This window comes from Micromonospora chokoriensis (genome assembly GCF_900091505.1).
GTDB classification, from domain to species: Bacteria; Actinomycetota; Actinomycetes; order Mycobacteriales; family Micromonosporaceae; genus Micromonospora; species Micromonospora chokoriensis.
Genome location: NZ_LT607409.1, coordinates 6,224,886 through 6,248,331 on the forward strand (window position 1 = coordinate 6,224,886; position 23,446 = coordinate 6,248,331).

The following is a 23,446-nucleotide window of genomic DNA, read 5'->3' on the forward strand; positions in this document are numbered from 1 at the left end:
CACTGGAGGCGTGACCGACGCGAGATCTCGGGCGGCGACGCATCATGATGGGCAGGAGCAGCGCCGATGGCACCGCGCCCGATTCGGAGGACTGATGGGCAGCAACAGAGCAACACTCGCCGACGTCGCGCGGCGAGCCGGGCTGTCCAAGACCGCCGCGTCGATGGTGCTCAACGGCCGGGAGGGCACCCGGCTCTCGGCCGAGGCGCACCAGCGCGTGTTCGCCGCCGCCGAGGAACTCGGCTACCGGCCCAACCTCGCCGCGCGCAGCCTGCGTACCCGCAAGACCGCCACCATCGCGTTCGTCTCCGACATCGTCGCCACCACCCGGTTCGCCGGCGACCTCATCCGCGGCGCCCTCGACGCGGCCCGCGAGCGGGACCACGTGCTGCTCATCACCGAGACGCAGGGCGACGCCACGTTCGAGCAGTACGCCATCGAGGCGATGCTGGACCGGCAGGTCGACGGGGTGATCTACGCGGCGATGGCCACCCGACGGCTGACGGTGCCTCCGGCCATCCTCGGCGGCCCGGTGGTGCTGCTCAACGCCACCAGCTCCGACCGCCTGCCCAGCGTGCTCCCCGACGACGACCGCGCCGGCCGTACCGCCGCCACCACGCTGCTCGAGCTCGGCCACCACGACGCGATAGCGCTCATCGGCCGCAATCGGCTCAAGGAGGAGGACCCGGAGGTCTCCCTCGCCGCGCGGGCGCGTCTGCACGGCATCCGGCAGGCGCTGGGCGACGCCGACGTCTCCCTCCTCGCCGAGTGCTTCTGCACCGAGTGGTTGCCCGAGCACGGGTACGCCGCCATGCGCGGTCTGCTGAACCGGTCCCCGCGGCCCAGCGCGGTCATCTGCATGAACGACCGCCTGGCCTTCGGCGCCTACCAGGCACTCGGCGAGGCGGGGCTGAGGGTCCCGGAGGACATCTCGGTGATCTCGTTCGACGACGATCCGATCGCCGCCTGGCTGCGTCCCGGCCTGGCCACCACGGCGCTGCCGCACGAGCAGATGGGGCGGCGAGCGGTCGAGCTGCTCCTGGACGGCGGCGACACCGAGCCGTCACTCGTGCCGATGCCCCTGCGACGCCGGAGGTCCCTCGCCCCTCCGGCGCAGTGACCGCGGGCCCGCCGAGCCATCGGGCCTCCGCGCCGGCGGACCACTCGCACCGACCCCGCCCGAGCCGACGCTAAAACGGTTTAGTGCTAGGTTTCCGGCCATGCTTCGTCTACCCGACCACTGGGTGTGGGACAGCTGGTACGCCCGGGACGACAACGGCCTCTGGCACGTGTTCTTCCTCCGCGCCTCCCGTGCCCTGCACGACCCGCACCGCCGTCACCACCGCGCCACGATCGGCCACGCCGTCTCGTCGGACCTGCACTCGTGGCACCTGGTCGCCGACGCCGTGGTCCCCGCCGACGCTCCCGCCTGGGACGACCTGGCGACCTGGACCGGCTGCACGGTCCGCGGCCCGGACGGACGCTGGTACCTGTTCTACACCGGGGTCGGTCGCGCCGAGGGTGGTCTCGTGCAACGCATCGGCCTCGCCGTCTCCACCGACCTGACCACCTGGCACCGGCACGGCACCGAGCCGATCGTCGAGGCCGACCCGACCTGGTACGAGCTGCTCGACAAGGACCTGTGGTACGAGCAGGCCTGGCGTGACCCGTGGGTGTTCCCCGACCCGGACGGCGACGGCTGGCACATGCTCATCACCGCGCGCGCCAACACGGGACCGACGAACACCCGTGGCGTCGTCGGCCACGCCACCTCCCCCGACCTCCTCACCTGGACCGTCCAGCCGCCGCTGTCGACACCGGCCGGCTTCGGTCACCTGGAGGTGCCCCAGGTAGCTGTCGTCGACGGACAGCCCCTGCTGCTGTTCTCCACCGATGCCACCAGCAGCGCCCGACGCGACGACCACCGGATCTGGGTGGCGACCGGCGAGACCGTCCGCGGCCCGTGGGACATCGCGTCCGCCCGCCCGTTCACGCACCCGCACCTGTACGCGCCGCGGCTGGTCCCCGGACCCGCCGACACCTGGTCACTCATCGGTTTCCTCGACCACGTCGACGAGACGTTCGTCGGGGAGCTCACCGACCCCATCCCGGTACGTTTCGACGCGTCGACCGGGCTGGTGCCGGACCCGGCGCGCACGCCGGCCGCGACCTGAAGGCACGGTCCGGGCTGTGGCAGTCGCCCCAGCCCGGACCGTGGACAGCCCTCAGTCAGCTCAGCTTCGCAGCTGCCACTGCTGGTTGGCCCCGCCGTTGCAGGACCAGAGGATCAACTTCGTGCCGTTCGCCGTTCCGGCGGCGTTGGCGTCCAGGCAGAGGCCCGACTGCACGCCCGTGATCGTGCCGTTCGCGTTGACGTTCCACTGCTGGTTCGCCTGACCGTTGCAGTCCCAGATCACCACCTGGGTGCCGTTGCTGGTGCCCTGGCCGGAGGCGTCCAGGCACTTGGTGCCGTACACCATGAGCTGCCGGCTGGCGGTGTGCGTCCACCGCTGGTTGGTGGCGCCGCTGATGCAGTCCCAGAGCTGGGCCTGCGTGCCGTTGGTCGTGCTCGAACCACCGATCTCGGCGCAGCGGCCCGACTGAACGCCCACGATCTGCACGTTCTGCGGGTTGGTGCCGCCGCCGCTCTGCACACCGGCGGCATTGATCACCGTCTGCGCGCCGGACGGCCAGTTGCCTCCGGACACCGTGACGTTGCCGTTGACCACGTTGCCGCGATCACCGTTGGTCACGTTCGTGCTGTTGTTCGTCGCCCAGTTGTTGGTGACGGTGAAGTTGCCCATGTTCTCGGCGTACCAGTAGTTGGCGGTGGCCCAGGTGCCGGTGCTGGAGAAGACGTTGTTGCGGGCGGTGTAGTAGCGGGAGCCCTCGTCGAAGTAGAGCCCGAACCAGCCGTTGGTCCGCAGGCAGTAGTTCTGGTTGATGGTGCCGCCCGGGTTGGCCGAGAGCGTGTAGATGCACCCACCGTCGGTCATCTGCTGCATGACGTCGTGCACGTAGTTGCCGATGACCTGGTTGTTGGCCGCCGTGGTCGCCGTCGTGTAGCGCGGCTGGTAGTTGTAGAGGCCCCGGTTCGCGTAGTGCTGGCTGCCACCGGCGTCGTTGGCGCCCCAGCCGTAGCCGACCGACAGACCGGTGTACGGCATGTTGTAGACCTCGTTGTGCGAGACCAGCGCGGTGTTCACGTAGGTGGTCAGGATCGAGACCACACCCCGGTACTCCAGACCGAGGTCGTGCACCCGGTTGTTGCTGATGGTGATGTTGCGGTTGACCATCCGCTGGTCGCTGGGGTGGTGGGCGTCGGCGCGTACGCCGCCGACCACGATGCCCCCGGCGGAGTTGCGGGCGATCTCGGACCGGGTCACCGTGATGTTGCTGGCGCCCAGGCCGACGCCGCTGGCGTGGGCGTTGGCGTCGTTGCCGATGCCGATCGCCGTCTGCCCGAGGTTGACGAACTGGGAGTCGCTGAAGGTGATGGTGTTAGCGGCCGAGACCTGCACGGCGGCGGGCATCTGGTTCCAGTTCGGCCGGGTGGCCTCGAACTGCGGGCAGCCGGCCTGGCAGGAGGTCAACGCGTCGGACGGACGGGACCACGTGCCGGTGATGTGCGCGCCGGTCTGCTGGTCGGCGAAGCCGTTGCTGCTGCTCGGGCCGAGCCAGCTGGTGCCGGTGAAGGTGATGCCGCTGAACGAGATGTGGTGCGCCGGCGCGTCGTAGGTGCCGCCGACGTTGACGAGGGACTGGAGCTGCGGCAGCTCCACGCTCACGGAGCTCATGTTCTGCCCCGCGAGCGGGATGTAGTTGAGCTGGCCGTTGCTCGGGTTGAGGTACCACTCCCCCGGCGAGTCCAGGAACTCGTACGCGTTGGTCAGGTAGAACGGGCCCGCGCGGTGCGGGCTGGAGAGGGTGTCGAACCCGAAGGTGTTGTTGTTCCACGCGGGCTGCTGCATGGTCAGGAAGTTCCCGCTGATGCTCTGCACCGGCGAGTACCGGTCGGTGAACGAGCCGACGCTCTCCACCTCGACCCGGTTCTGGTTGCCGAGGTTGTTGAGGTAGTTGAGCGCGCTGTTGCTGAACCGCATGCCGCTCGTGGTGAAGGTGAAGTCGGCGCGGTTCACCGCGGTACGCGCCCGCGTGGCGACGGCCCCGTTGACGTAGAGCTGCCGGGCGTCGAGCCCGGCGCCGACGTTGGCCCGCCAGATGTTCTTCCCGGAGTCGACCTGCGACCACCCGGTGACCGCCCGGGCACCGGTGATCGTCGGCCGGGCGGAGGCGGCGGCCCGCCAGATCACCTGGTAGCCGTTGGTGCCCGAGTCGGCCGCGGTGAACCGCATCGGTGCCGTGAGCCGGTAGGTGCCGTTGGCCAACTCCACCACGATGTCACCGGACATGGAGGTGTTCTGCGACCGCACCGCCGCCTGGGCGGCGGTCAGCGAACACGGCTGGCTGGCCGTACAGCTGCTGCCGGTGCCCGAGGGCGACGCGTAGAGGGTGGTGGTGGCCGCGGCGGCCGGAGACGCCGCGACGGTCACGGCGACCACTGCGGTCACCGCCGTCGCGGCGGCGCCGGCCAGCAGCCGGCGCAGCGGAGGGTAAGAGGACACGGGAGGGTACTCCTGACGTGCGGAGGGCAGGGGGACGGGACGCCTCGGCGGGCGGGCAGGAGGCGTGGCTGGCGGGGGCGGGCGGCGGCTACCCGAGGATCTCCCGGAGATAGCGCAGGCCGTCGGTGGCGAGGCGATCCTGCGAGGGGGCCAGCGGACGCCAGATTGCCGCGGCGGTGGCGATGGTCTCGTTCTCCGCCGTGAACGACTCGATGCAGATCGCGCCCTGGTAACCGGTGTCCCGCAGGACACTGAAGAACCGGGGCCAGTCGAAGTGGTCGGCACCGGGGGCGCCCCGGTTGGAGCCGCTGACCTGGACGTGCTTGATGTGCGGGCCGGCGACGGCGAGGGCCGCGTAGGGGTCGGCCTCCTCGATGTTCATGTGGTACGTGTCGATCATGATGCCGACACTCGACGGAAGGCCGTCGATCAGCTCGACCGTCTGCTCGATCGTGTTGACGACGCTCGTCTCGTAGCGGTTCAACGCCTCGACACCGATGCTCACCCCGCACTCGCCCGCCTGCTCCGCGACCGGCGCCAGGGCGCGCCGGAAGTCCGCGTAGCAGGCGGCGCGAGCCGTCGGCGACATCCGCCAGGTCCGACCGACTGAGGCGTACACGGGGCCGCCGACGCATCCAGCGCCGACGGCCGCCGCGTTCGCCACGCACTCCTTGAGGTACGCCACCGTCGACTCGACGACCGCCGGCGGAGCATCGACCAGGTCCCGCCCCGGCGGGGTGACCGCGCAGACGCCGGCGGCGACGAGGCCGTGCTCGGCCAACAGGTCCCGGGTACGGACCGGATCCCAGTCACCGGGTTGCTCGATCGGCAACTCGACAGCGTCGAAGCCGAACGACGCGATCCGTGGGATCAGCTCGGCCAGGGCCTTGTCGTCGACCGGAGAGGCCCACACCCACGGGTTGACGCCGATGGCGTACATCGGAACCTACTTCCAGCGCTGCGGGTAGCCGGGCAGGTCGGTGCAGCCGCACATCGCGTAGTGCAGGGGCGGCATGTTCGCGTCGAGGTACTGGTCCAGGTTGTCCTGGGTGACGGTCGGCTGCGGCAGCTTCCACGGGTTGGAGACCTGCTCGCCGTCGAGGATCCGCAGGGCGGCGATGATCGGCGTACGCCACTGGTAGGTCGGGTAGGTCGGGGCGATCGCGGTGAGCTGCTTGTCCTTCCAGATCTTCAGGAAGTCGAGCTGGTCCTCGCCGTTCATCGGCGGGACCGGCTTGCCCGCGTCCTGGAACGCCTCGACCGCCGCGACGGCCGTCGCTCCGGCGTCCATCCAGACCCCGTCGATCGTGCCGTACCGCTGGATGTAGTCGTCGACGATCTTCTTGGTCTTGGCCGGGTCACCGTCGGTGAACTCGACGCCGACGACGTCGACCTTCGCCTTGTCGAACGCCACCTTCGCCGCCGACCAGCGGGTCTCCAGGACGTCCACGCCGGGCAGGATCCGCAGGGCGAGGACCTTGCCGCCGGGCTTCATCTTCTGGCTGACGAACTCCGCGCCGACGTGACCGAACCCGTACCCGCCGATGGGGTTGATGAACGTCACCGGGCACTTCGTGTTGACGCCGCGGTCGAAGACGACCACCGGCAGGCCCGCCTTGCAGGCCGCCTCGACAGCCGGGGTGAGCGTCGCGGTGGTGTTCGGCGAGACGATGAGCGCGTCGCAGCCCTTGCCGAGCAGGTCGTTGATGTCCGCGATCTGCTTCTGGTCCTTGCCCTCGGCGTCGACGTGCACGAACTCCTTGATGCGGCTCTTCTGCGCCTCGACCTCGGCCTGCATGGTCTTGAAGCCGACCTGCCGCCACGGGTTGTTCAGGGCCGCGTTGGAGAAGCAGATCTTGTGCGGCCCGTTCTTCTTGAACGTGGCGGTGTTCACCATCTTCGGGTTGAGCGCCTGCTCCCACGGCTTGTCGGCCGGCCCGGTGGCGGTGGCGGTCAGCAGTGCCAGCTCGGCGTCGTAGTCGGCCTGCACGAAGAACTTCGACTGCTCACCGGTGCCCGACCCCGCGGCCGGGGCACTCCCCGAAGGGGACGCGGCCGGTTCGTCGGTGGCGCACGCGGTGAGGGACAGCAGGGTGACAGCGGCCAGCGCCGCCAGGGAACGTCGCACTATGGCTCCTCTTTATCTCGACGTGGAACGCGTTGCGGAGACCGCCACGGCGAGCAGGATGATCCCGCCCTGGACGGCCGACCTGAGGGCGCCGGAGACGCCGTAGAAATTCATCAGGGCGAACAGCAGTTCGAGGGTCAGCGCGCCGAGCATCGCGCCGAGGACAGCGCCGCGGCCCCCGCCCAACGCGACCCCACCGAGGACGACGGCGGTGATGGCGCCGAACTCCAGGCCGGCACCGGCCTGGAACGACACCCCGCTGTAGCCGCCGAGCAGGATCGCCGCCACCGCCGCCGCGAGGCCGCTGAGGATGAAGGCGAGGGTTCGGGTACGCCAGACGCGTACGCCGCTCAACTCGGCGGTACGCGGGTTGTCGCCGACGGCGACCAGGGTGCGCCCGAAGTCGGACCGCATCAGCAGCACGGCCACCACTGCCAGGACCAGCAGCACCAGCAGGGCGTACGGCACCCGGCCGAGCAGCGGCACGTCCTCGAAGGCCCGCCGGCCGAACCGACGGAACTCCTCGGAGAGCGCACCCTTCGGGGCGCCGTCGGACCACAGGTAGACCGCCCCGAAGAGGATCAGGAACATGCCGAGGGTGGTGATGAACGACGGCACCCGCAGTCGTGTCGTGACGAGGCCGTTGACCAGGCCGACGAATGCCCCGAAGGCGAGCAGGAGCAGCACCACCGGCCAGGTACGGCCCGGGTCGCCGTCGATCAGCCGGGCGGCGACCACCACCTGCGCGGTGACCAGTGAGCCGACGGACAGGTCGAACTCGCCGGAGACGATCACGAAGTACTGGCCGGCGGCGAGCAGGATGATCGGCGCCGAACGGCCGAGGAAGGACATCAACGACGGGGGCGCCAGGAAGTCGGGCTGTCGAATGCCGACGAGCACCAACAGCACCCCGAGGATCACGAGGATCGGCAGGACCCCACCGGGACGCACCCGGGGGAGCCGCAGGGGCAGCGAACGGGACTGGACGGTCTGCATGGCTAGGACGCCTTTCGCAGGGCCCTGCGGGCGTAGACGGCGACCGCGGCGATGATGATGACGCCGCGGATCACCTGCTTGAAGAAGGCGTCGACCTCGAGCTGGTTGAAGATGGAGTCGATGCTGGCGAGCAGCAGCACCCCACCGAGGGTGCCGATGACGCCGCCGCGACCGCCGGCGAGGGCGGTCCCGCCGATCACCACGGCGGCGATCGACTCCAGGTCGTAGAGGCCCTCGGTGCCGACCCGGGGCGCACCCGAACCGAGCCGACTGGCGAGGTAGATGCCGGCCAGCCCCGCGCACATCGAGCAGAGCATGTGGGCGGTGACGAGGACCCGGTCGTTGCGGACACCGGAGAGTCGGGCCACCTCCGGATCGCCGCCCACGGCGACCAGGTGGTGCCCGAACCGGGTCCGCGAGAGCGCGAACCAGGCCGCGGCGGTCACGGCGAGCAGCAGCAGGAACGACACCGGCACCGGCCCGACGCGCTGGTAGCCGAGCGCCTGCACCAGCGCGGGTGCGGTGGTGCCGGCCGGGCCGTCGTAGCCGTTGTCGAGGTAACCCTTGAGCAGCAGCCCGACGCCGAGGGTGGCGATGAACGCGTTCACCCGGAACCTGGTGACGAGCAGCCCGTTGAGCAGCCCGACGCCGGCGCTGACCACGAGCACCAGACCGATCGCCGGCAGCACCGCGCCGTCGCTGCCGTTCATCGTCTCGGCGGCGACGAGCGTGCTGAGGCTGATCACGTACGCCACCGACAGGTCGAGCGAGCCGCCCAGGATGACCAGGGTCTGACCGACGGCGACGAGCCCGAGCCCGGCCGCGACGTGCAGCAGACTCACCGTCGTGGACTGGTTGAAGAGCTGACCGCCGTCGACGAGGACGACCAGCCAGCCGATCGCCAGGGTGAGGAACAGGGCCACGAAGACGCCCGGCACGGGGCGGCGGGCCGGAAGGAGCGACAGGGCGCTCATGCGGCGGCCTCCCGTGCGGCGCCGATCGCCAGGGCGACGACGTCCTCCTCGGTCGCACCGGCGGGCAGTTCGCCCGCGATGCGCCCGTCCCGCATGACGACGATGCGGTCGCTCATCCCCAACAGCTCGGGCAGGTCGGACGAGATCATCAGCACGGCCGCGCCGTCGCGGGCGAGGCTGCGGACGAGGTCGTGGATGGCCGACTTCGCGCCCACGTCGATCCCCCGGGTCGGTTCGTCGAAGAGCAGGATCCGCGGGTTGAGCGCGAGCCAGCGGGCCAACACGACCTTCTGTTGGTTTCCGCCGGACAGGAAGCGGATCTCCTGGTCGTCGCCGGCGGAGCGGACCTCCACGGCGGCGAGCAGCTCGCGCAGGCGTTGCGTGCGGGCCGCCCGGCCGGACCGGGCCGCGAAGACAGCGCGGCTGGCGAGCAGCGCGTTGTCGAGCACCGACTGCCGGGGCACGATCCCCTCGCCCTTGCGGTCCTCGGTGACGTACGCGATGCCGGCCCGCATCGCGGTGCGGGGCGAGCGCAGCCGGACCGGTCGGTCGTCGACGGTGACGTCACCGGTCGTGAACGGGGTCACGCCGAAGATCGCCCGGGCCAGCGCCGAGCGCCCGGAGCCCTGGAGGCCGCCGATGCCGAGCACCTCACCGGCGCGCAACTGGAGGTTGATCTCGTGCAGCTTGCGGTTGCCGGCGTCGCGGAGGTTGAGCCGCACCGGGCCGCGGTCCTCGGGGGCGGCCCGGTCCGGGTAGTAGCTGGACAGCTCCCGGCCGACCATGTGGCGCACCAACTCGTCCGCGTTCGTGGCCGCGGTATCCACTGTGGTCACCCGACGACCGTCCTTGAGGACGGTGATCCGGCTGGACAGATCGAAGACCTCGGCGAGCCGGTGCGAGACGTAGAGCAGGCCGATGCCTCGCTCCTGGAGTCGGCGCACCAACCCGTAGAGCAGCTCCACTTCGTGGTCGGCCAGCGAGGCGGTCGGCTCGTCCATGATGAGCAGGCGGGCGTCCAGGGCGAGCGCCTTGGCGATTTCGACGACCTGTTGCTGCGCGACGCCGAGCTGTCCCACCCGGGCGTCCGCCGGCAGCGCGGTCTCGCCGATCGAGGTGAGCAGCTGTGTGGTGCGGTCGAGCATCGCCCGACGGTCGACCAGCCCGCGACGGACCGGCTCGTGCCCGAGATAGACGTTCTCCGCGACGGTGCGCTCCGGGAGGAGGTTGAACTCCTGGTGGATGATGCCGACGCCGGCCCGCTGCGCGTCGCGCGGACCACGGAACGTGCGCTGCTCGCCGGCGAACTCGACGGTGCCCTCGTCCGGGGCGTACCCGCCCGAGACGATCTTCATGAGGGTCGACTTCCCGGCGCCGTTCTCGCCGACCACGGCGTGCACCTCGCCCGGCGCGACGTCGAGGTCGACATCGTCGAGGACCCGTACGCCAAGGAAGGACTTGCCGATGCCCCGGAGGTTGAGTAACGGCACCGGCCGTGGGTCTGACATTCCGAAAGCCCTCACAGACAGTAGTTATCAACAAGATTCGATCAAACGCTACGGCGACTTCGAGGTGCCAGCCATCGAACTTTCGTAGGTACCGGTGGATGCTTACGTTCTTCTATCGCGAACATTCTCTTGACATCGACGAAACATCACACGTATGAAGATAGATGTTTGGATGCTGGTCCGCAATCCTCGACCGGGGCCGATTGCCAGGCCCGGCAGCCAGACCGGCAGCGATGCCGCAGCGGGGCAGTCGATGGCGGCCGTCGTCAACCGGGCAGAACGTCGGACGTCACCTCGTCGATTGACAGCCATGGATCTCTAGCTCATCCTGACCTCGTGGACCACGGGACGAGCACCACGGCGACCGTCACGCTGAGTGATGTCCTGCGGGTCTAAGTGCCGTTACGGCGAACGGCATGAGGACAGACCGGAACCCTCGCGCCCACCCGCGCGTGCAGGCACAACCTGACGCAGCGTGGTGCTCGTGGGTCGCACCCCCACGCCCGCTCAACCTAGGAGACGGCATGCGTCGCAACACATTGCTCATCTCAGTGATCGCCGGCTTGTTGCTGGCGCTCGGACTCGCCCCACCCGCGTCGGCTGCTCCGGCCTTCCGGGCCCTGGTCTTCACCAAGACCACCGGCTACCGCCACGACTCGATCCCCGCCGGGATCAGCATGATCCAGCAGCAGGCGGCGGCGAACAACTTCGAGGTGGTGGCGACCGAGGACTCCAGCGTCTTCACCGCCAGCAACCTGGCGACCTTCGACGTGATCGTCATGCTCCAGACCTCCGGCATGGTCTGGACCTCGGCGGCGCAGCGCCAGGCGGTGGAGGGCTACCTCGCCAGCGGCAAGGGCATCGTCGCCATCCACAACGCCACCGACATGGGCATCGAGGGCGAATACCCGTGGTGGGACCAGACCATCAACGGCGGCGCCCACATGCCCGAGCACTCCCCCGGCGTGCTCCAGGGCACAGCCATCGTCGCCGACAAGAAGCACCCGTCGACGGCCAGCCTGCCGGATCGGTGGACCCGCAGCGAGGAGTGGTACAACTTCGACGCCAACCCGCGCGGCAACGTGCACGTGCTGGTGACCGCCGACGAACGCACCTACAACCCGGGATCCCGGGCGATGGGCCCGGATCATCCGATCTCCTGGTGCCGCAACACCAGCGGCGGGCGGGTGTGGGCCACCGCGATGGGCCACGCGATCGGCTCCTACAGCGAGGCGAACTTCCAGAACCACGTGCTCGGTGGCATCCGGTGGGCGGCCGGCAACGCCGCCGGAGACTGCGGCGGCACCGTGTGGGGCAACTTCGAGAAGCGGACCCTCGACGACAACACCGTCGACCCGATGGCGCTCGGTGTGGCACCGGACGGACGGGTCTTCTACGTCCAGCGCGGCGGCCAGGTGAAGATCTTCAAGCCCTCCACCAACAGCACCGTCACCGCCGGCACGCTCAGCGTCTACACCGGCGGTGAGGACGGCCTGACCGGCATGGCGCTGGACCCCAACTTCGCCACCAACGGCTACATCTACCTGTACCACTCACCGGCCAACAGCAGCACCGACGTCAACCGGGTCTCCCGCTACACGGTCAGCGGTGACACGCTGAACACGTCCAGCGGCGTGACGATCATCGACATCCCCGCGTACCGGGACCGGACGTTCGCGGAGCCCGGCCACACCGGCGGCTACATCAAGTTCGGTCCGGACGGCAACCTCTACATCGGCACCGGCGACGACACGCCGCCGAACCTCGACCCCAACTGGCAGGGCTACGCCCCGCTGGACTGGCGCTCGGGCAAGTCCAACCTCGACGCCGCCCGCAGCGCCGGTAACACCAACGACCTGCGCGGCAAGCTGCTGCGCATCCGGCCCTCGGCCAACGGCGGGTACACCATCCCGACCGGCAACCTCTACCCCCAGGGCACCGCGCAGACCAAGCCCGAGGTCTACGCGATGGGCTTCCGCAACCCGTTCCGCTTCTCCATCGACCCGGCCAACGGCTGGGTCTACCTGGCCGACTACGGCCCGGACCGCAACCCGCCGACCACCAACCGTGGCCCGGAGGGCCTGGTCGAGCTCAACGTGATCAAGCAGGCCGGCAACTACGGCTGGCCGTTCTGCCACGGCAACAACCAGCCGTACGCCCCGTTCAACCCGGACACCGGCGTCGTCGGCGCGAAGTTCAACTGCTCCGCGCCGGTCAACAACTCGCCGAACAACACCGGTCTGACCAGCCTGAAGCCGGTCGTCATGCCGAACATCTGGTACGGCTACCCCGCCTCGACGACCTTCCCCGAGCTCGGCTCCGGCGGCTCCGCCCCGATGGGTGGGCCGATCTACCGGTACGACGCGGCGAACCCGTCCGAGACGAAGTTCCCGCCCTACTACGACGGCGTGCACTTCTTCTACGAGTGGGCGCGCAACTACGTCAAGGAGGTGCACTTCGACTCCTCCTCGGCGGTGACCCGCACCAACCCGTTCCTGCCCAACGTGCGGTTCAACAAGCCGATGGACATGGAGTTCGGCAAGGACGGCTCGCTCTACCTGCTGGAGTGGGGCACCAACTTCGGCGGTGGCAACAGTGACTCCGGGCTCTACCGGATCGACTACAACCAGGGCGGTCGGTCACCGATCGCCAAGGCCACCGGCACGCCCACCAGCGGCAGCGCACCGCTGACCGTCCAGTTCAGCAGCGCCGGCACGACCGACCCGGACGGCAACACGCTGAGCTACCTGTGGACGTTCGGCGACGGCACCACCTCCACGGCGGCCAACCCGTCGAAGGTGTACACCTCCAACGGCAACTACACCGCCCAGTTGAAGGTCACCGACAGCACCGGCAAGACCGGCTTCGCCAACGTCCCGATCACCGTCGGCAACAGCGCCCCGGTGCTCACCATCACCACACCGGGCAACGGCGGCATGCTGACCTTCGGTGACAAGGTGTCGTACCAGATCACCGTGACCGACCCGGACGGCGGGACCGTCGACTGCTCGAAGGTGTTCCTCAACCCGGCGCTGGGTCACGACGACCACGCGCACGAGACCACCGAGTACCCGGGCTGCTCGGGCACCATCTCCACCGACCTGCTCGGTGGGCACCCCGATGGCGCCAACCTGTTCTACGTGCTGAACGCCCGCTACACCGACAACGGTGGCCCCAGCGGTGGGGCGCCGCTCACCGGTACCGCACAGGCGATCCTGCAGCCGAAGCACAAGCAGTCCGAGTACTTCAGCAGCCAGTCCGGCATCCGGGTGGTCGACCAGGCGGCCGCGGAGAGCACCAAGCGCATCGGTGACATCTCCAGCAACGACTGGATCGCGTTCAGCCCGATGAACCTGTCGGGGATCTCGACGGTCAGCTACCGACTGTCGTCGCCCTCCGGTGGTGGCTCGATCGAGTTGCGGGCCGACTCGCCCACCGGCACCCTGCTGGCCACCACCGCGGTGCCCAGCACGGGTGGCTGGGACAACTACCAGTCCACGACACCGGTGAACGTCGCCGCCCTCGGCGGGACGCACACGCTCTACATGGTGTTCAAGAACGCCAACAACTCGTTCGATGTGGACTCGCACACCTTCGGCGGTAACGGCGTCGGGACACCCGGCACCGGCACCGGCACCGGTCTGGCGGGCAAGACCTACACGGTCGCCGCGCAGCACAGCAACAAGCTGTTGGACGTCAGCGGTGTCTCCACCGCCGACGGCGCCCAGATCACCCAGTGGGCGTCCACCGGTGGCAACAACCAGAGGTGGCAGGCGGTCGACGCCGGTAACGGCGCGCTCTACCTCAAGGCCGTGCACAGCGGCAAGTGCGTCGAGGTGATCGGTAGCTCGACCGCGGCGGGTGCCTTCCTCCAGCAGGCCACCTGCAACAACGGCAACCAGCAGAAGTTCACCGCCACCGCGACGGGAACCTCCGGCGTGTACACGGTGAAGAGTGCGCTGAGCGGGCTCTGCATGGACGTCAACGGCGCTTCCACGGCCGACGGCGCCCGGGTGTTGCAGTGGAACTGCACCAACGCGACGAACCAGCAGTGGCGGTTCACCGCGCTGTGATCCGCGGCTTGTCGCGGTAACGAACGACGTCCCGGTCGGGGCCGGTATCCGATGATCGGAGCCGGTCCCGACCGGGACGTCTCCCTTTTCAGCCGCGTCCGGCGTCCGCACCGGGCGACACGGCGAGCAGGCCCGCCTGCGCCAACGCGTCCCAGAGCTCCTCGGGCACGGCGGTCCCGAACCGTCGCATCGTCTCGGTGACCTGCGCGCCGTCGCGCACTCCGACGACCGTCGACACGACCGCCGGATGCCGGCGGACGAACGCGAGTGCCGCCTGGGGCAGAGTCACCCCGTACGTCTCGCAGACCGCCGCGATCCGTCGCGCCCGCTCGATCAGCTCCGTCGGCGCCTGCTGGTAGTTGTAGACGGCATCGGCCGGTGGCCGCTCCCGCGACAGCAGCCCCGAGTTGTAGACGCCCGCGACGACCACGCCCACGCCCCGGTCGGTGGCGGCCGGCAACAGGTCGTCCGCCGCCCCCTGCTCCAGCAGGGTGTACCGTCCGGCGCACATCAGCACGTCGACGTCCGTCTCCCGCACGAACCGCGCCAGCATCGCCGACTGGTTCATGCCGGCGCCGATCGCGCCCACGACGCCCTGGTCACGCAGCTCGACCAGGGCGGGTACGGCCTCGCGTGCGGCCTGCTCCCAGTGGTCGTCCGGGTCGTGGAGGTAGACGACGTCCACCCGGTCCAACCCGGTCCGCTCCAGGCTGGCCTCGATCGAGCGGAGGACACCGTCGCGGCTGAAGTCCCAGACCCGCCGGTGGCTGGCCGGGACGTCGAATCCGTCGGAGTCCCGCAGGTGCGCGTCCTGCGGGGACGGCACCAGGAGTCGCCCCACCTTCGTCGACACCACGTACTCGTCACGTGGCCGCTCGCGCAGGGCAGCGCCGAGTCGACGCTCGGACAGCCCCAGCCCGTAGTGCGGCGCGGTGTCGTAGTACCGGACGCCCGCCTCCCACGCCGTGTCGACCGCCGACGCGAACTCCTCGTCCGTCGTCGTCCGGTACAGGTTGCCGCCCTGGGCCGCACCGAAGCCCAGCTCGGTGAGGCGTACCTGCGGGCGGAGCGGCAGTTCCCGTACCCTCACGACGCCTCCAGCCCGTAGACGCGGCGTGCCGTGTCGGCCCAGATCGATGCCTGATCGGTCTCGTCGTGGCCGCTCAGCAACTCCGCCAGCGCCTCGACCCACCGGGCGTACGAGCTGGCGAGCAGGCAGACCGGCCAGTCCGAGCCGTACATCAGTCGGTCCGGTCCGAACGTGTCGAGCGCGGCCTCGACGGCCGGTCGGAGGTCTCCCGGCGTCCAGGGCGACCGGTCGACCTCGGTCACCAGACCGGAGAGCTTCGCCGTCGTGTTGGGCGCGTCCGCCAGCGCCCGTAGGCCGCGGGTCCACTCCGCCATCTCCGGACGCCCCAGCGCGGGCTTGCCCAGGTGGTCGAGGACGAAGTTCACCTCGGGCAGGTCGCGCGCCAGGCGCGCGGCCATGGGCAGCTGGTGCTGGCGGACCAGCAGGTCGTACACCAGGCCCGCCGCGCCCACCGCGGCGATCCCCCGCCGGACGTCCGGACGGTCCAGGTACGCCGGGTCGGTCTCGCTCTGCACGAGGTGACGGATGCCGACGAGGCGGTCCCCGCCCGGTGCGGCCCGCAGGCGGTCGATGCGGGCGACGACGTCGGTGGCGGTCAGGTCCACCCAGCCGACGACCCCGCGGACGAGGGTGTCCCCGGCCGCGATGCCCAGCAGGTCCGCCGTCTCGGCCTCGGAGGCGATGGACTGCACCACCACCGTCGCGGTGACCCCGGCCGCCTGGGCCGGCGGCGCGAGGTCGGCGGGTTCGAAGTCGGCGTCGATGGCCGCCATCGTCACCGGGTCGATCCACGTCTGGGGGTGCCGTGCGCGGACCCAGAGGTGGTGGTGCGCGTCGACGATTCCGGCTCGCCGAGGCCCCTGCCCGCCGGTCATCGGCCCAGCCAACCGCCGTCGACGGGCAGCACGATCCCGTTGACGTAGTCGGACGCGGCCGACGCCAGGAACACGGTGGCGCCCCCGAGATCGTCGGCGCGGCCCCAGCGGGCGGCGGGGATCCGACCGAGGATCGCCTGGTTGCGGTCGGGATCGTCGCGCAGCGCCTGGGTGTTGTCGGTGGCGATGTAACCGGGTGCGATGGCGTTGACGTTCACCCCGTGGGCGGCCCACTCGTTGGCCAGCGCCTTGGTGAGGCCGGCGACGCCCGACTTCGACGCGGCGTAGCCGGGGACGGTGATGCCGCCCTGGAAACTCAGCAGCGACGCCGTGAAGATGATCTTGCCTTGGCCGCGCTCGACCATCGTCCGGCCGATCTCCCGACTCAGGACGAACTGGCTGCTGAGGTTCACCTCGATGACCTGGTCCCACATCTCGTCCGGGTGCTCCGCGGCCGGAGTACGGGCGATCGTGCCACCGTTGTTCACGAGGATGTCGATGGGCCCGAGAGCGGTGAGGTCCCGGGCCAGGCCGTGCACGGCGGCCCGGTCGCCGAGGTCGACCCGCAGCGCGGTGAACCGTCGGCCGGCGGCCTGCACGCGGGCTTCGACCTCGCTGCCGCTGGCTTCGAGCTGGGCGGAGACGCCGACGATGTCAGCACCGGCCAGGGCCAGGGCCTCGGCCATGGCGAGGCCGATGCCACGCCGGGCCCCGGTGACCACCGCGGTCTTACCGGACAGGTCGAACAGCGCGGTCACCTGCCACCTCCCTGGACATCGAGCAGAACCTTCATCACGCCGCCACCTTCGAGCGCCGTGAAGGCGTCGGCGGCCGCGTCGATCGGCTCGACCCGGGAGATGAGTTGTCGCGCCGGGATCGCGCCCGAGGCGACCAGCCGGATCGCCTCCTCCATGTCGTCCCGCTGGTAGAGCCGGGCGCCGAGGAGCTCCAGTTCACGCCAGAAGAACCGGTGCAGGTTCACCTCGCGGGGCCGGGGGTGGATCGCCACCATCACCAACCGGCCCCGGGTGGTGAGCACGTCCACAGCAGTGGTGACACCGGCGGCAGCGCCGGACACCTCGAAGGCGATGTCGGCGCCCGCTCCGTCGGTGCGGTCGCCGACGAGAGCCACGACATCGGTCGACCCCGGGTCGACGGCCTCGATGCCGACAGCGCCCGCCACCTCACGCCGGTACGGGTCCGGCTCGACCAGGAGCACCCGCGCGCCTCGGCTCTGCGCGACGGTCGCGATGAGCACCCCTACCGGCCCGCCACCGACCACGACCACCTGGTCGTCGGCGGAGACCTTCCCCCGCCGGACGTCGTGCACGGCGACCGCGACCGGCTCCACGAGCGCGGCGTGGTCGAGCGGCAGGTCCTCGGGCAGCGGCAGGACCAGCCCCGCCGGGACGTTCCAGGAGGACTGCATGGCGCCCGGTGAGTCGATACCGAGGAAGTTCATGGCGTGACAGATGTGCGAGGTGCCGCGCCGGCAGGCCGGGCACTGTCCGCAGGGGCGGGTCGGCATCACGGTGACGGGCTGGCCGACGGTCACGCCGTCGACGTCCGCGCCGACCGCCGCGACACGCCCGGACATCTCGTGCCCGATGATCGCGGAGTCACCGACCCGGGCGTCCATGTCGCCGTGGTAGATGTGCAGGTCGGTACCACAGATTCCGGTGTAGGCCACGTCGATCCGTACCTCTCCGGGACCGGGTGGCGCCGGTTCGCGGTCTTCGATTCCGAGGTCACGCGCCCCCCGGTAGACGACTGCCTTCATCGATCCTCCGTCTCGACGGTCGGTACGTCGGTCGTGCCGACCGAGCATGGTCGTGGGTGCACCGCCGCGGCGGTGCACCCACGCTCCTCCTTCTGTGGTGCTCAGCTCGCTACCGCCCGGTGGGCGCCACCTCGTGGTGCGAGTTCAGCGACACCACGGGCACCGGATGGCCGGCGACGATACCGTCCACGCCGGCCAGCAACCAGCGGCCGGCCAACTCCGGCCGGACGTTGGGGGTGTCGGCCGTCTGCGCCTGCGGGCGGCGCTCCGCGGCCCGGATCAGCTCCTCGTCGACGCGGACGCCCAGCCCGGGTGAGTCGCCGAGGATGAAGGCGCCGTCCTCGACGTGCAGGTCGATCGAGACACCGACCGGTCGGTGAAGATCCTGCAACTCGCTGGTCAGGTGGTTCGGCACCGAGGTCGCGGCGTGCAGCAGACCGATCGGGCTGTTGCCGATCGGGCTGACCGGCAGGTCGTGCGCGTGGGCCAGGGCGGACACCCGCAGGAAGTGGGTGACGCCCCAGACGGCGGCCATCTGGACGACATCGACAGCGCCGGCGGCGATCAGCGGGCGGTACTGTTCGAGCCCGGTGAGGTTCTCCCCGGTGGCCACCGACGCGCGCACCCCCCGACTGACGGCGGCGCAACCCTCGGCGTCCCACCGCCGGACGGGCTCCTCGATCCAGATCAGGTCGAGGGAGCGTTCGATCTCGCAGACGTGCCGCACGGCCTGCTTCCGGGTCCAGGCCTCGTTCACGTCGAGCATCAGGCCCGCTCGCCGGCCGTGCCCGGCCTCGGTGAGGACGTCTCTGACCAGGCCGAGCCGATGCTGGTCCCGCTCGATGTCGAGGCCACCCTTGAGCTTGGCGGCGCGCAGGCCGTAACTGGCGTAGACCTCGTACGCCGCGACGAGTTCGTCGTCGGTCAACCCGATGTCCAGGCCGGAGGCGTAGGCGTTGACCCGTCGGTCCCGCCCGCCGAGCAGCCTCCACAGTGGCTCGCCGGCGGCCTGCGCCTTGATGTCCCACAACGCGGTGTCGAGAGCGCCGATGGTGCCGAACACCGGCCCCGCGTGGCCGGCCTTGAAGGTGTGCCGCAACATGCGGTCGTACAGGGTCGTCACCGCACGGGGGTCTTCGCCCTCGATCGCAGCGAAGATCCGCTCGATCTCGACGTGCGGCCCGAGGCCGACGCCCGTGATGCCCTCGTCGGTGTCGACGAGGACGATCGAGATCGGGACCACCCCGTCGGCGAACACGCCGTTGGCGTCGCCGACGGGGCGCCCCCATTCCTGGACCGTGGTGAGCGTCCGAAATCCCGTGATCCGCATGTCAACCCTTCGTGGAACCGGCGGCGACGCCGTCGGCAATTTGGCGCTGGAGGAACAGGTAGACCAACAGGACGGGTATCGCGGCGATCAGCACCCCGGACGCGAACGTCGGGATGTTGTCGGAGTACTGCCCTCGCAACGAGGTCACCCCGATCATGAGCGTCCGGTTCTCGGCCGAGGGCATCATCACCAGCGCCATGAGGACGTCGTTCCAGCAGAACAGCGTGTTGAGGATGCCCACCGACAGCAGCGCCGGGGTGCCCAGGGGCAGCATGATCCGGCGATACACGCCGTAGACGGTGTTGCCGTCGATCCGGGCGGCGTCGACGATCTCCGGTGGGATGCCCTTGTAGTAGCTCGTCATCAGGAACACGGTGAACGGCAGGAACTGGGCCACGTAGACGAGGATCAGACCCGGGTACGTGTCGATCAGCGCGGTGTCGGCCATGATCCGCGCGAGCGGCACCATGATCACCTGGAACGGGATGAAGAGCCCCGCCAGGCAGCCCAGGAACAACGCCGACGAGCCACGGAACCGCAGCTGGCTCAGCGCGAAGCCGGCCATCGACCCGATCAGGAGCAGCAGCAGCACCGACGACGCCACCACGACCAGCGAGTTGACGAAGTAGCGGCCCATGCCGACGCTGGTCCACGCCGTGCTGATGTTCTCCCATTGCAGGGTGCTGGTCAGGGAGAACCGGTCCAGGATGTAGTCCCGGCGGGTCTTCAACGCGACGTTCGCGGTGAAGAGCAGGGGGTAGATCGTCGCCACCGCGAGCAGTGACATCGGGATGGCGACCATCCACCGTCCCAGTCGGACGCGGGACATCAGTCCACCTTTCCCGATCGTTCGAGCAGTTTGATCTGCAACATGCCCACCACGAGCATGATCGCGAAGAGGATCGTGGACGCTGCGGACGCGAGCGCCGGCCGGTTCATCTGGCCCTGCTGGATCCAGATGTAGTACTCCGGCAGGTACGTCGAGCCCTCCGGGCCACCGCTGGTCATGACGAACAGCAACCCGAACATGGAGGTCAGCATCCCGATCATCGTGGTCACGAAGACGAACTGGATGGTCCGCGAGAGGCTCGGGACGATCACGTGCCAGACGACCTGCCGCAGTGACGCGCCGTCCACCCGGGCGGCGTCCAGCAGCGCGGCGTCGAGCGTGGCGAAGCCGGCGAGGAACACCACCAGGGCCATCCCGAAGGTGGCCCAGATGTGGACCCCCGCCACCACGAACATCGCGATGTCCGGGTCACCGAGCCAGTCCACCGGGCCGGCTCCGACCACGCCGAGGACGGCGTTGACGGGGCCGTCGAAGGCGAGCAGCAGGTTGAAGATCGCGCCGACGATGACCGGGGAGAGCACGGCGGGGAAGAAGTAGACGCTGCGGTAGAGACGGTGGCCCGGCACCCGCAGGTAGATGAACGTGGCAAGCAGACCGGGGATCGCCACCGCCACCGGAAGGAGCAACACCAGCAGGCCGACGTTGCCCAACGCGGTGCGGAACAGCGGATCGGAGAACAACTCCTGGTAGTTGCCGAAACCGACCGCTTCCCCGTTCTTGTCACCGTCGCCGGTGAAGGAGAAGTTGACGCCGAGGATCAGCGGGTAGAGCCGCAGCGCCACGATGATCAGGACGGCCGGGGCGACGAGGATGTAGGGGGCGTAGCGCTCGGCCCCCAGGCCGCCGCGGGTGCGACGGGGACGGGTGCCACCGCGGTGCGCTGGGGGTGTGGCCGCCGGGCCGCCGGCCCGCCCGGCCGAAGCCAGGCGGACCGACGGTTGCGTGTTTCCGATCGGCACGAGGTCAGCCCGCCTGGTCGGAAGCGGCCAACTGCTTCACCACCTCGTCGACGGTGATCGAACCGCTGAGCAGCTGCTGGGAGAGGCGCCCCATCAGGTCGATCGTCTTCGAGGAGAGCGCGACGTGCAGAGCCGGCTTACCGGTCTTCAGCTCGCTGACGATGGTGGAGGCGGCCGGACCGGCCTGCGACACGTCGATCGTGACGTCGGCGGCGATCGCGCCGGCGTCGGCGTAGAACGCCTTCAACGCCTCGGCCGAGGTCAGGGAGCGCACCAGGTCGGCGGCCACCTTCGGGTCCTTCGTCCACTTGGCGACGGCGTAGCCGATGCCACCGTCGTACGGCAGGCTCGGCGTGGTGCCGGCGGTGACGACCGGGGGCTTCATGACGCCGAGCTTCTCCGGGGTGAGGAACTCGTTGAAGGACTTCCAGTGCCCGACGTCCGACATGAGGCCCATGACGTGGGCGGCCTTGCCGGACTGGAAGGCCGCGAAGGAGTCGTTGAACATCGCCGTCGAGTTGGCCCCGTCGGTGTTCATCTTCTTGTCCCCGGTCTCCTTCCAGAGCTCGAAGACCCGCTTCACGTTGGGCGAGTTCCAGTCGCGCTTGCCGGTGATCCAGGCGTCGTACTCAGCGGCGGTGAGCGTCACCGACCCCATGCTGGAGAGCCAGAACTGGATGCCGACACCCTCCTTGTTGCCGAGGGCGAAGCACCGGGAGCCGGCCTTGGTGACGGCGGCGCAGTCCGCGACGAACTTGTCCCAGGTGGTGGCCGGGCTGGCCGGGTCGAGGCCGGCCTTCCGGTAGATGTCCTTGTTGTAGTAGATCGGGTAGCCCTGCAGCGTCACCGGACCGCCGTAGACCTTGCCGTCCTTGGTGAACGCCTCCCAACCGGCCAGCCGCTGCTTGTCCTCGGCCACGTAGTCGGTGATCGGCACCAGCGCGTCCACCCGGTCGCGGATCTGGCCGCCGCCGTTGAACATCATGACGTCCGGCCCCTTGCCGGACTGGATCGCCGCACCGAGCAGCGTGTAGTACTGATCAAAGGGCTGCGCGACGAACTCGACCTCGACGTCCGCGTGCTTCTTCTTGAAGTCGGCCTTCGCCTTGTCCAGATACGATTTGGCGAACGGCTCGCCTGACTTCCAGTCCCACACCACCAACTTGCCCTCGGAGCTCTTGGAGGAGCCCGAGTCGCTAGCACTTCCACAGCCGGTCAGGGCCAGTCCAACAACGAAGACGGCCGACCATATTGCGCGCTGTCTCATGAGTTGTCACCTCTGAAAGTGGGGTGGCCGACGGCGCTACCGTCTGCCATCGTTGGTCGGAAAGTAACTCGTATGACGTGTGACGTCAATACTCGGCCGTAGACTGGCGAGGTCGTCGTGCCACGGCGGGTCATTCGGAGGGGACATGACGCCAGCTCAGGAGACAGCCCTGAACAATCCGGCGGCCCCGGCGTGGGTCCGTCGACCGACAAACCTCGCCCGGGCGGTCACCGCCGAACTCGTGCAGCGCATCGTCCGTGGCGTACATCCGTCGGGAACGTCCCTGCCTCCGGAGCCGATCCTCTGCGAGACCTTCTCGGTGAGCCGCACCGTCGTCCGCGAAGCCGTCAAGATCCTTCAGGAGAAGGGGCTGGTGCAGGTCCGACAGGGTGCCGGCACCATGGTCACCCCACCGTCACAGTGGGACATGCTCGACGAGCTCGTCCTCGCGGCCACCATCGCCGAGGACGACACCCTCGCGATCCTCGACGACCTGGTCGTGACCCGACGGGTGCTCGAATCCGACATGGCGAACGTCGCCGCCCGGCTCGCCGACGCGGAGACCATCGACCGCCTGCGCGAGATGGTGGACGGAATGGACGACCTCGTCGACGACCACGTGACGTACCACGAACACGACCGGGCCTTCCACGACACGATCATGCAGGCGTCCGGCAACCGCATCGCTCGCGGCGTCGTACGCGCACTGGAGAGCCAGGTCATCAACACCGCCAGCTACATGGGCCGCACCGAACGCTCGCTCTGCGTGGCGTCGAACCAGGGCCACCGGCGGATCTACGAGCGCATCGCCGCACACGACTCCGAGGGCGCCGCCGAGGCGATGTTCACCCACATCACCGAGGCCTGGCTGGTCCGCCGCAGCGGTTCGGGCAGACCGGTTCGACTGCAACGCTGAGCGGCAGCGCACGCCCCCGGGCACGGGAGCGGGCGCTGCCGCCGACGTCAGCGCCGGCCTCGCCGGCGACCACGG

Annotated in this window: 18 protein-coding genes; 4 read left to right on the forward strand and 14 right to left on the reverse strand. The window is 69.6% G+C overall.

The genetic code is table 11. From position 1 onward, the window contains the following. Nucleotides 1-94: 94 nt before the first annotated feature. Together GA0070612_RS28145 and GA0070612_RS28150 are read left to right on the forward strand one after the other, a co-directional pair. Nucleotides 95-1,120 (forward strand): LacI family DNA-binding transcriptional regulator, encoded by a 1,026-nt coding sequence (locus GA0070612_RS28145; protein ID WP_088990669.1) that lies wholly within the window; start codon nucleotides 95-97, stop codon nucleotides 1,118-1,120. A 100-nt stretch (nucleotides 1,121-1,220) separates the two neighbouring features. Continuing rightward, nucleotides 1,221-2,174: a family 43 glycosylhydrolase gene (locus GA0070612_RS28150; protein ID WP_088990670.1), complete on the forward strand. Its 954-nt coding sequence runs from the start codon at nucleotides 1,221-1,223 to the stop codon at nucleotides 2,172-2,174. 60 nt (nucleotides 2,175-2,234) lie between these two features. Here GA0070612_RS28150 and GA0070612_RS28155 read toward each other — a convergent pair whose 3' ends face one another. The 6 genes from GA0070612_RS28155 to GA0070612_RS28180 all read right to left on the reverse strand — a co-directional run bounded on the left by GA0070612_RS28155 (nucleotide 2,235) and on the right by GA0070612_RS28180 (nucleotide 10,231). Next, nucleotides 2,235-4,625, reverse strand: a complete 2,391-nt coding sequence (locus GA0070612_RS28155) for an RICIN domain-containing protein (protein WP_197699255.1) — start codon at nucleotides 4,623-4,625, stop codon at nucleotides 2,235-2,237. 88 nt (nucleotides 4,626-4,713) lie between these two features. Further along, nucleotides 4,714-5,565: a sugar phosphate isomerase/epimerase family protein gene (locus tag GA0070612_RS28160; RefSeq protein ID WP_088990671.1), complete on the reverse strand. Its 852-nt coding sequence runs from the start codon at nucleotides 5,563-5,565 to the stop codon at nucleotides 4,714-4,716. A 6-nt stretch (nucleotides 5,566-5,571) separates the two neighbouring features. Then, nucleotides 5,572-6,753, reverse strand: coding sequence for an ABC transporter substrate-binding protein (locus tag GA0070612_RS28165; RefSeq protein WP_231924367.1), 1,182 nt, complete (start codon nucleotides 6,751-6,753; stop codon nucleotides 5,572-5,574). A 12-nt stretch (nucleotides 6,754-6,765) separates the two neighbouring features. Next, nucleotides 6,766-7,749: an ABC transporter permease gene (locus tag GA0070612_RS28170; RefSeq protein WP_197699256.1), complete on the reverse strand. Its 984-nt coding sequence runs from the start codon at nucleotides 7,747-7,749 to the stop codon at nucleotides 6,766-6,768. Between the two features lie 2 nt (nucleotides 7,750-7,751). Next, nucleotides 7,752-8,723, reverse strand: a complete 972-nt coding sequence (locus GA0070612_RS28175; protein WP_088990672.1) for an ABC transporter permease — start codon at nucleotides 8,721-8,723, stop codon at nucleotides 7,752-7,754. Then, the gene (locus GA0070612_RS28180; RefSeq protein WP_088990673.1) at nucleotides 8,720-10,231 is read right to left on the reverse strand and encodes a sugar ABC transporter ATP-binding protein; all 1,512 of its coding nucleotides are present in this window, start codon (nucleotides 10,229-10,231) and stop codon (nucleotides 8,720-8,722) included. The genes GA0070612_RS28175 and GA0070612_RS28180 overlap by 4 nt, the downstream gene beginning before the upstream one ends. A gap of 524 nt (nucleotides 10,232-10,755) precedes the next feature. On the opposite strand from GA0070612_RS28180, the gene GA0070612_RS28185 reads away from it, so the two are divergent. Then, a complete protein-coding gene (locus GA0070612_RS28185; RefSeq protein ID WP_088990674.1) occupies nucleotides 10,756-14,304 on the forward strand; it encodes a ThuA domain-containing protein in 3,549 nt (1,182 codons plus the stop codon). A gap of 88 nt (nucleotides 14,305-14,392) precedes the next feature. Here GA0070612_RS28185 and GA0070612_RS28190 read toward each other — a convergent pair whose 3' ends face one another. The 8 genes from GA0070612_RS28190 to GA0070612_RS28225 all read right to left on the reverse strand — a co-directional run bounded on the left by GA0070612_RS28190 (nucleotide 14,393) and on the right by GA0070612_RS28225 (nucleotide 22,455). Then, on the reverse strand, nucleotides 14,393-15,394 hold the full coding sequence (locus GA0070612_RS28190) for an aldo/keto reductase (protein ID WP_088990675.1): 1,002 nt from the start codon (nucleotides 15,392-15,394) through the stop codon (nucleotides 14,393-14,395). After that, a complete protein-coding gene (locus tag GA0070612_RS28195) occupies nucleotides 15,391-16,269 on the reverse strand; it encodes an amidohydrolase family protein (RefSeq protein WP_088990676.1) in 879 nt (292 codons plus the stop codon). The genes GA0070612_RS28190 and GA0070612_RS28195 overlap by 4 nt, the downstream gene beginning before the upstream one ends. After that, nucleotides 16,266-17,027, reverse strand: a complete 762-nt coding sequence (locus GA0070612_RS28200; protein WP_088990677.1) for an SDR family NAD(P)-dependent oxidoreductase — start codon at nucleotides 17,025-17,027, stop codon at nucleotides 16,266-16,268. The genes GA0070612_RS28195 and GA0070612_RS28200 overlap by 4 nt, the downstream gene beginning before the upstream one ends. Further along, complete coding sequence (locus GA0070612_RS28205) at nucleotides 17,024-18,049, reverse strand: zinc-dependent alcohol dehydrogenase (protein WP_088990678.1); 1,026 nt, start codon at nucleotides 18,047-18,049, stop codon at nucleotides 17,024-17,026. The genes GA0070612_RS28200 and GA0070612_RS28205 overlap by 4 nt, the downstream gene beginning before the upstream one ends. A 109-nt stretch (nucleotides 18,050-18,158) precedes the next feature. Continuing rightward, nucleotides 18,159-19,379: a mandelate racemase/muconate lactonizing enzyme family protein gene (locus GA0070612_RS28210; protein ID WP_088990679.1), complete on the reverse strand. Its 1,221-nt coding sequence runs from the start codon at nucleotides 19,377-19,379 to the stop codon at nucleotides 18,159-18,161. Between the two features lies 1 nt (nucleotide 19,380). Continuing rightward, complete coding sequence (locus GA0070612_RS28215; RefSeq protein ID WP_088990680.1) at nucleotides 19,381-20,208, reverse strand: carbohydrate ABC transporter permease; 828 nt, start codon at nucleotides 20,206-20,208, stop codon at nucleotides 19,381-19,383. After that, the gene (locus GA0070612_RS28220; RefSeq protein ID WP_167393682.1) at nucleotides 20,208-21,188 is read right to left on the reverse strand and encodes a carbohydrate ABC transporter permease; all 981 of its coding nucleotides are present in this window, start codon (nucleotides 21,186-21,188) and stop codon (nucleotides 20,208-20,210) included. Before GA0070612_RS28220 ends, GA0070612_RS28215 begins: the two co-directional genes overlap by 1 nt. A gap of 4 nt (nucleotides 21,189-21,192) precedes the next feature. Beyond that, nucleotides 21,193-22,455 (reverse strand): ABC transporter substrate-binding protein, encoded by a 1,263-nt coding sequence (locus tag GA0070612_RS28225; protein ID WP_088990681.1) that lies wholly within the window; start codon nucleotides 22,453-22,455, stop codon nucleotides 21,193-21,195. Between the two features lie 145 nt (nucleotides 22,456-22,600). Here GA0070612_RS28225 and GA0070612_RS28230 point away from each other — a divergent pair, with 145 nt between their 5' ends. Beyond that, nucleotides 22,601-23,371 (forward strand): FadR/GntR family transcriptional regulator, encoded by a 771-nt coding sequence (locus GA0070612_RS28230; protein WP_088990682.1) that lies wholly within the window; start codon nucleotides 22,601-22,603, stop codon nucleotides 23,369-23,371. Nucleotides 23,372-23,446: the final 75 nt, after the last annotated feature.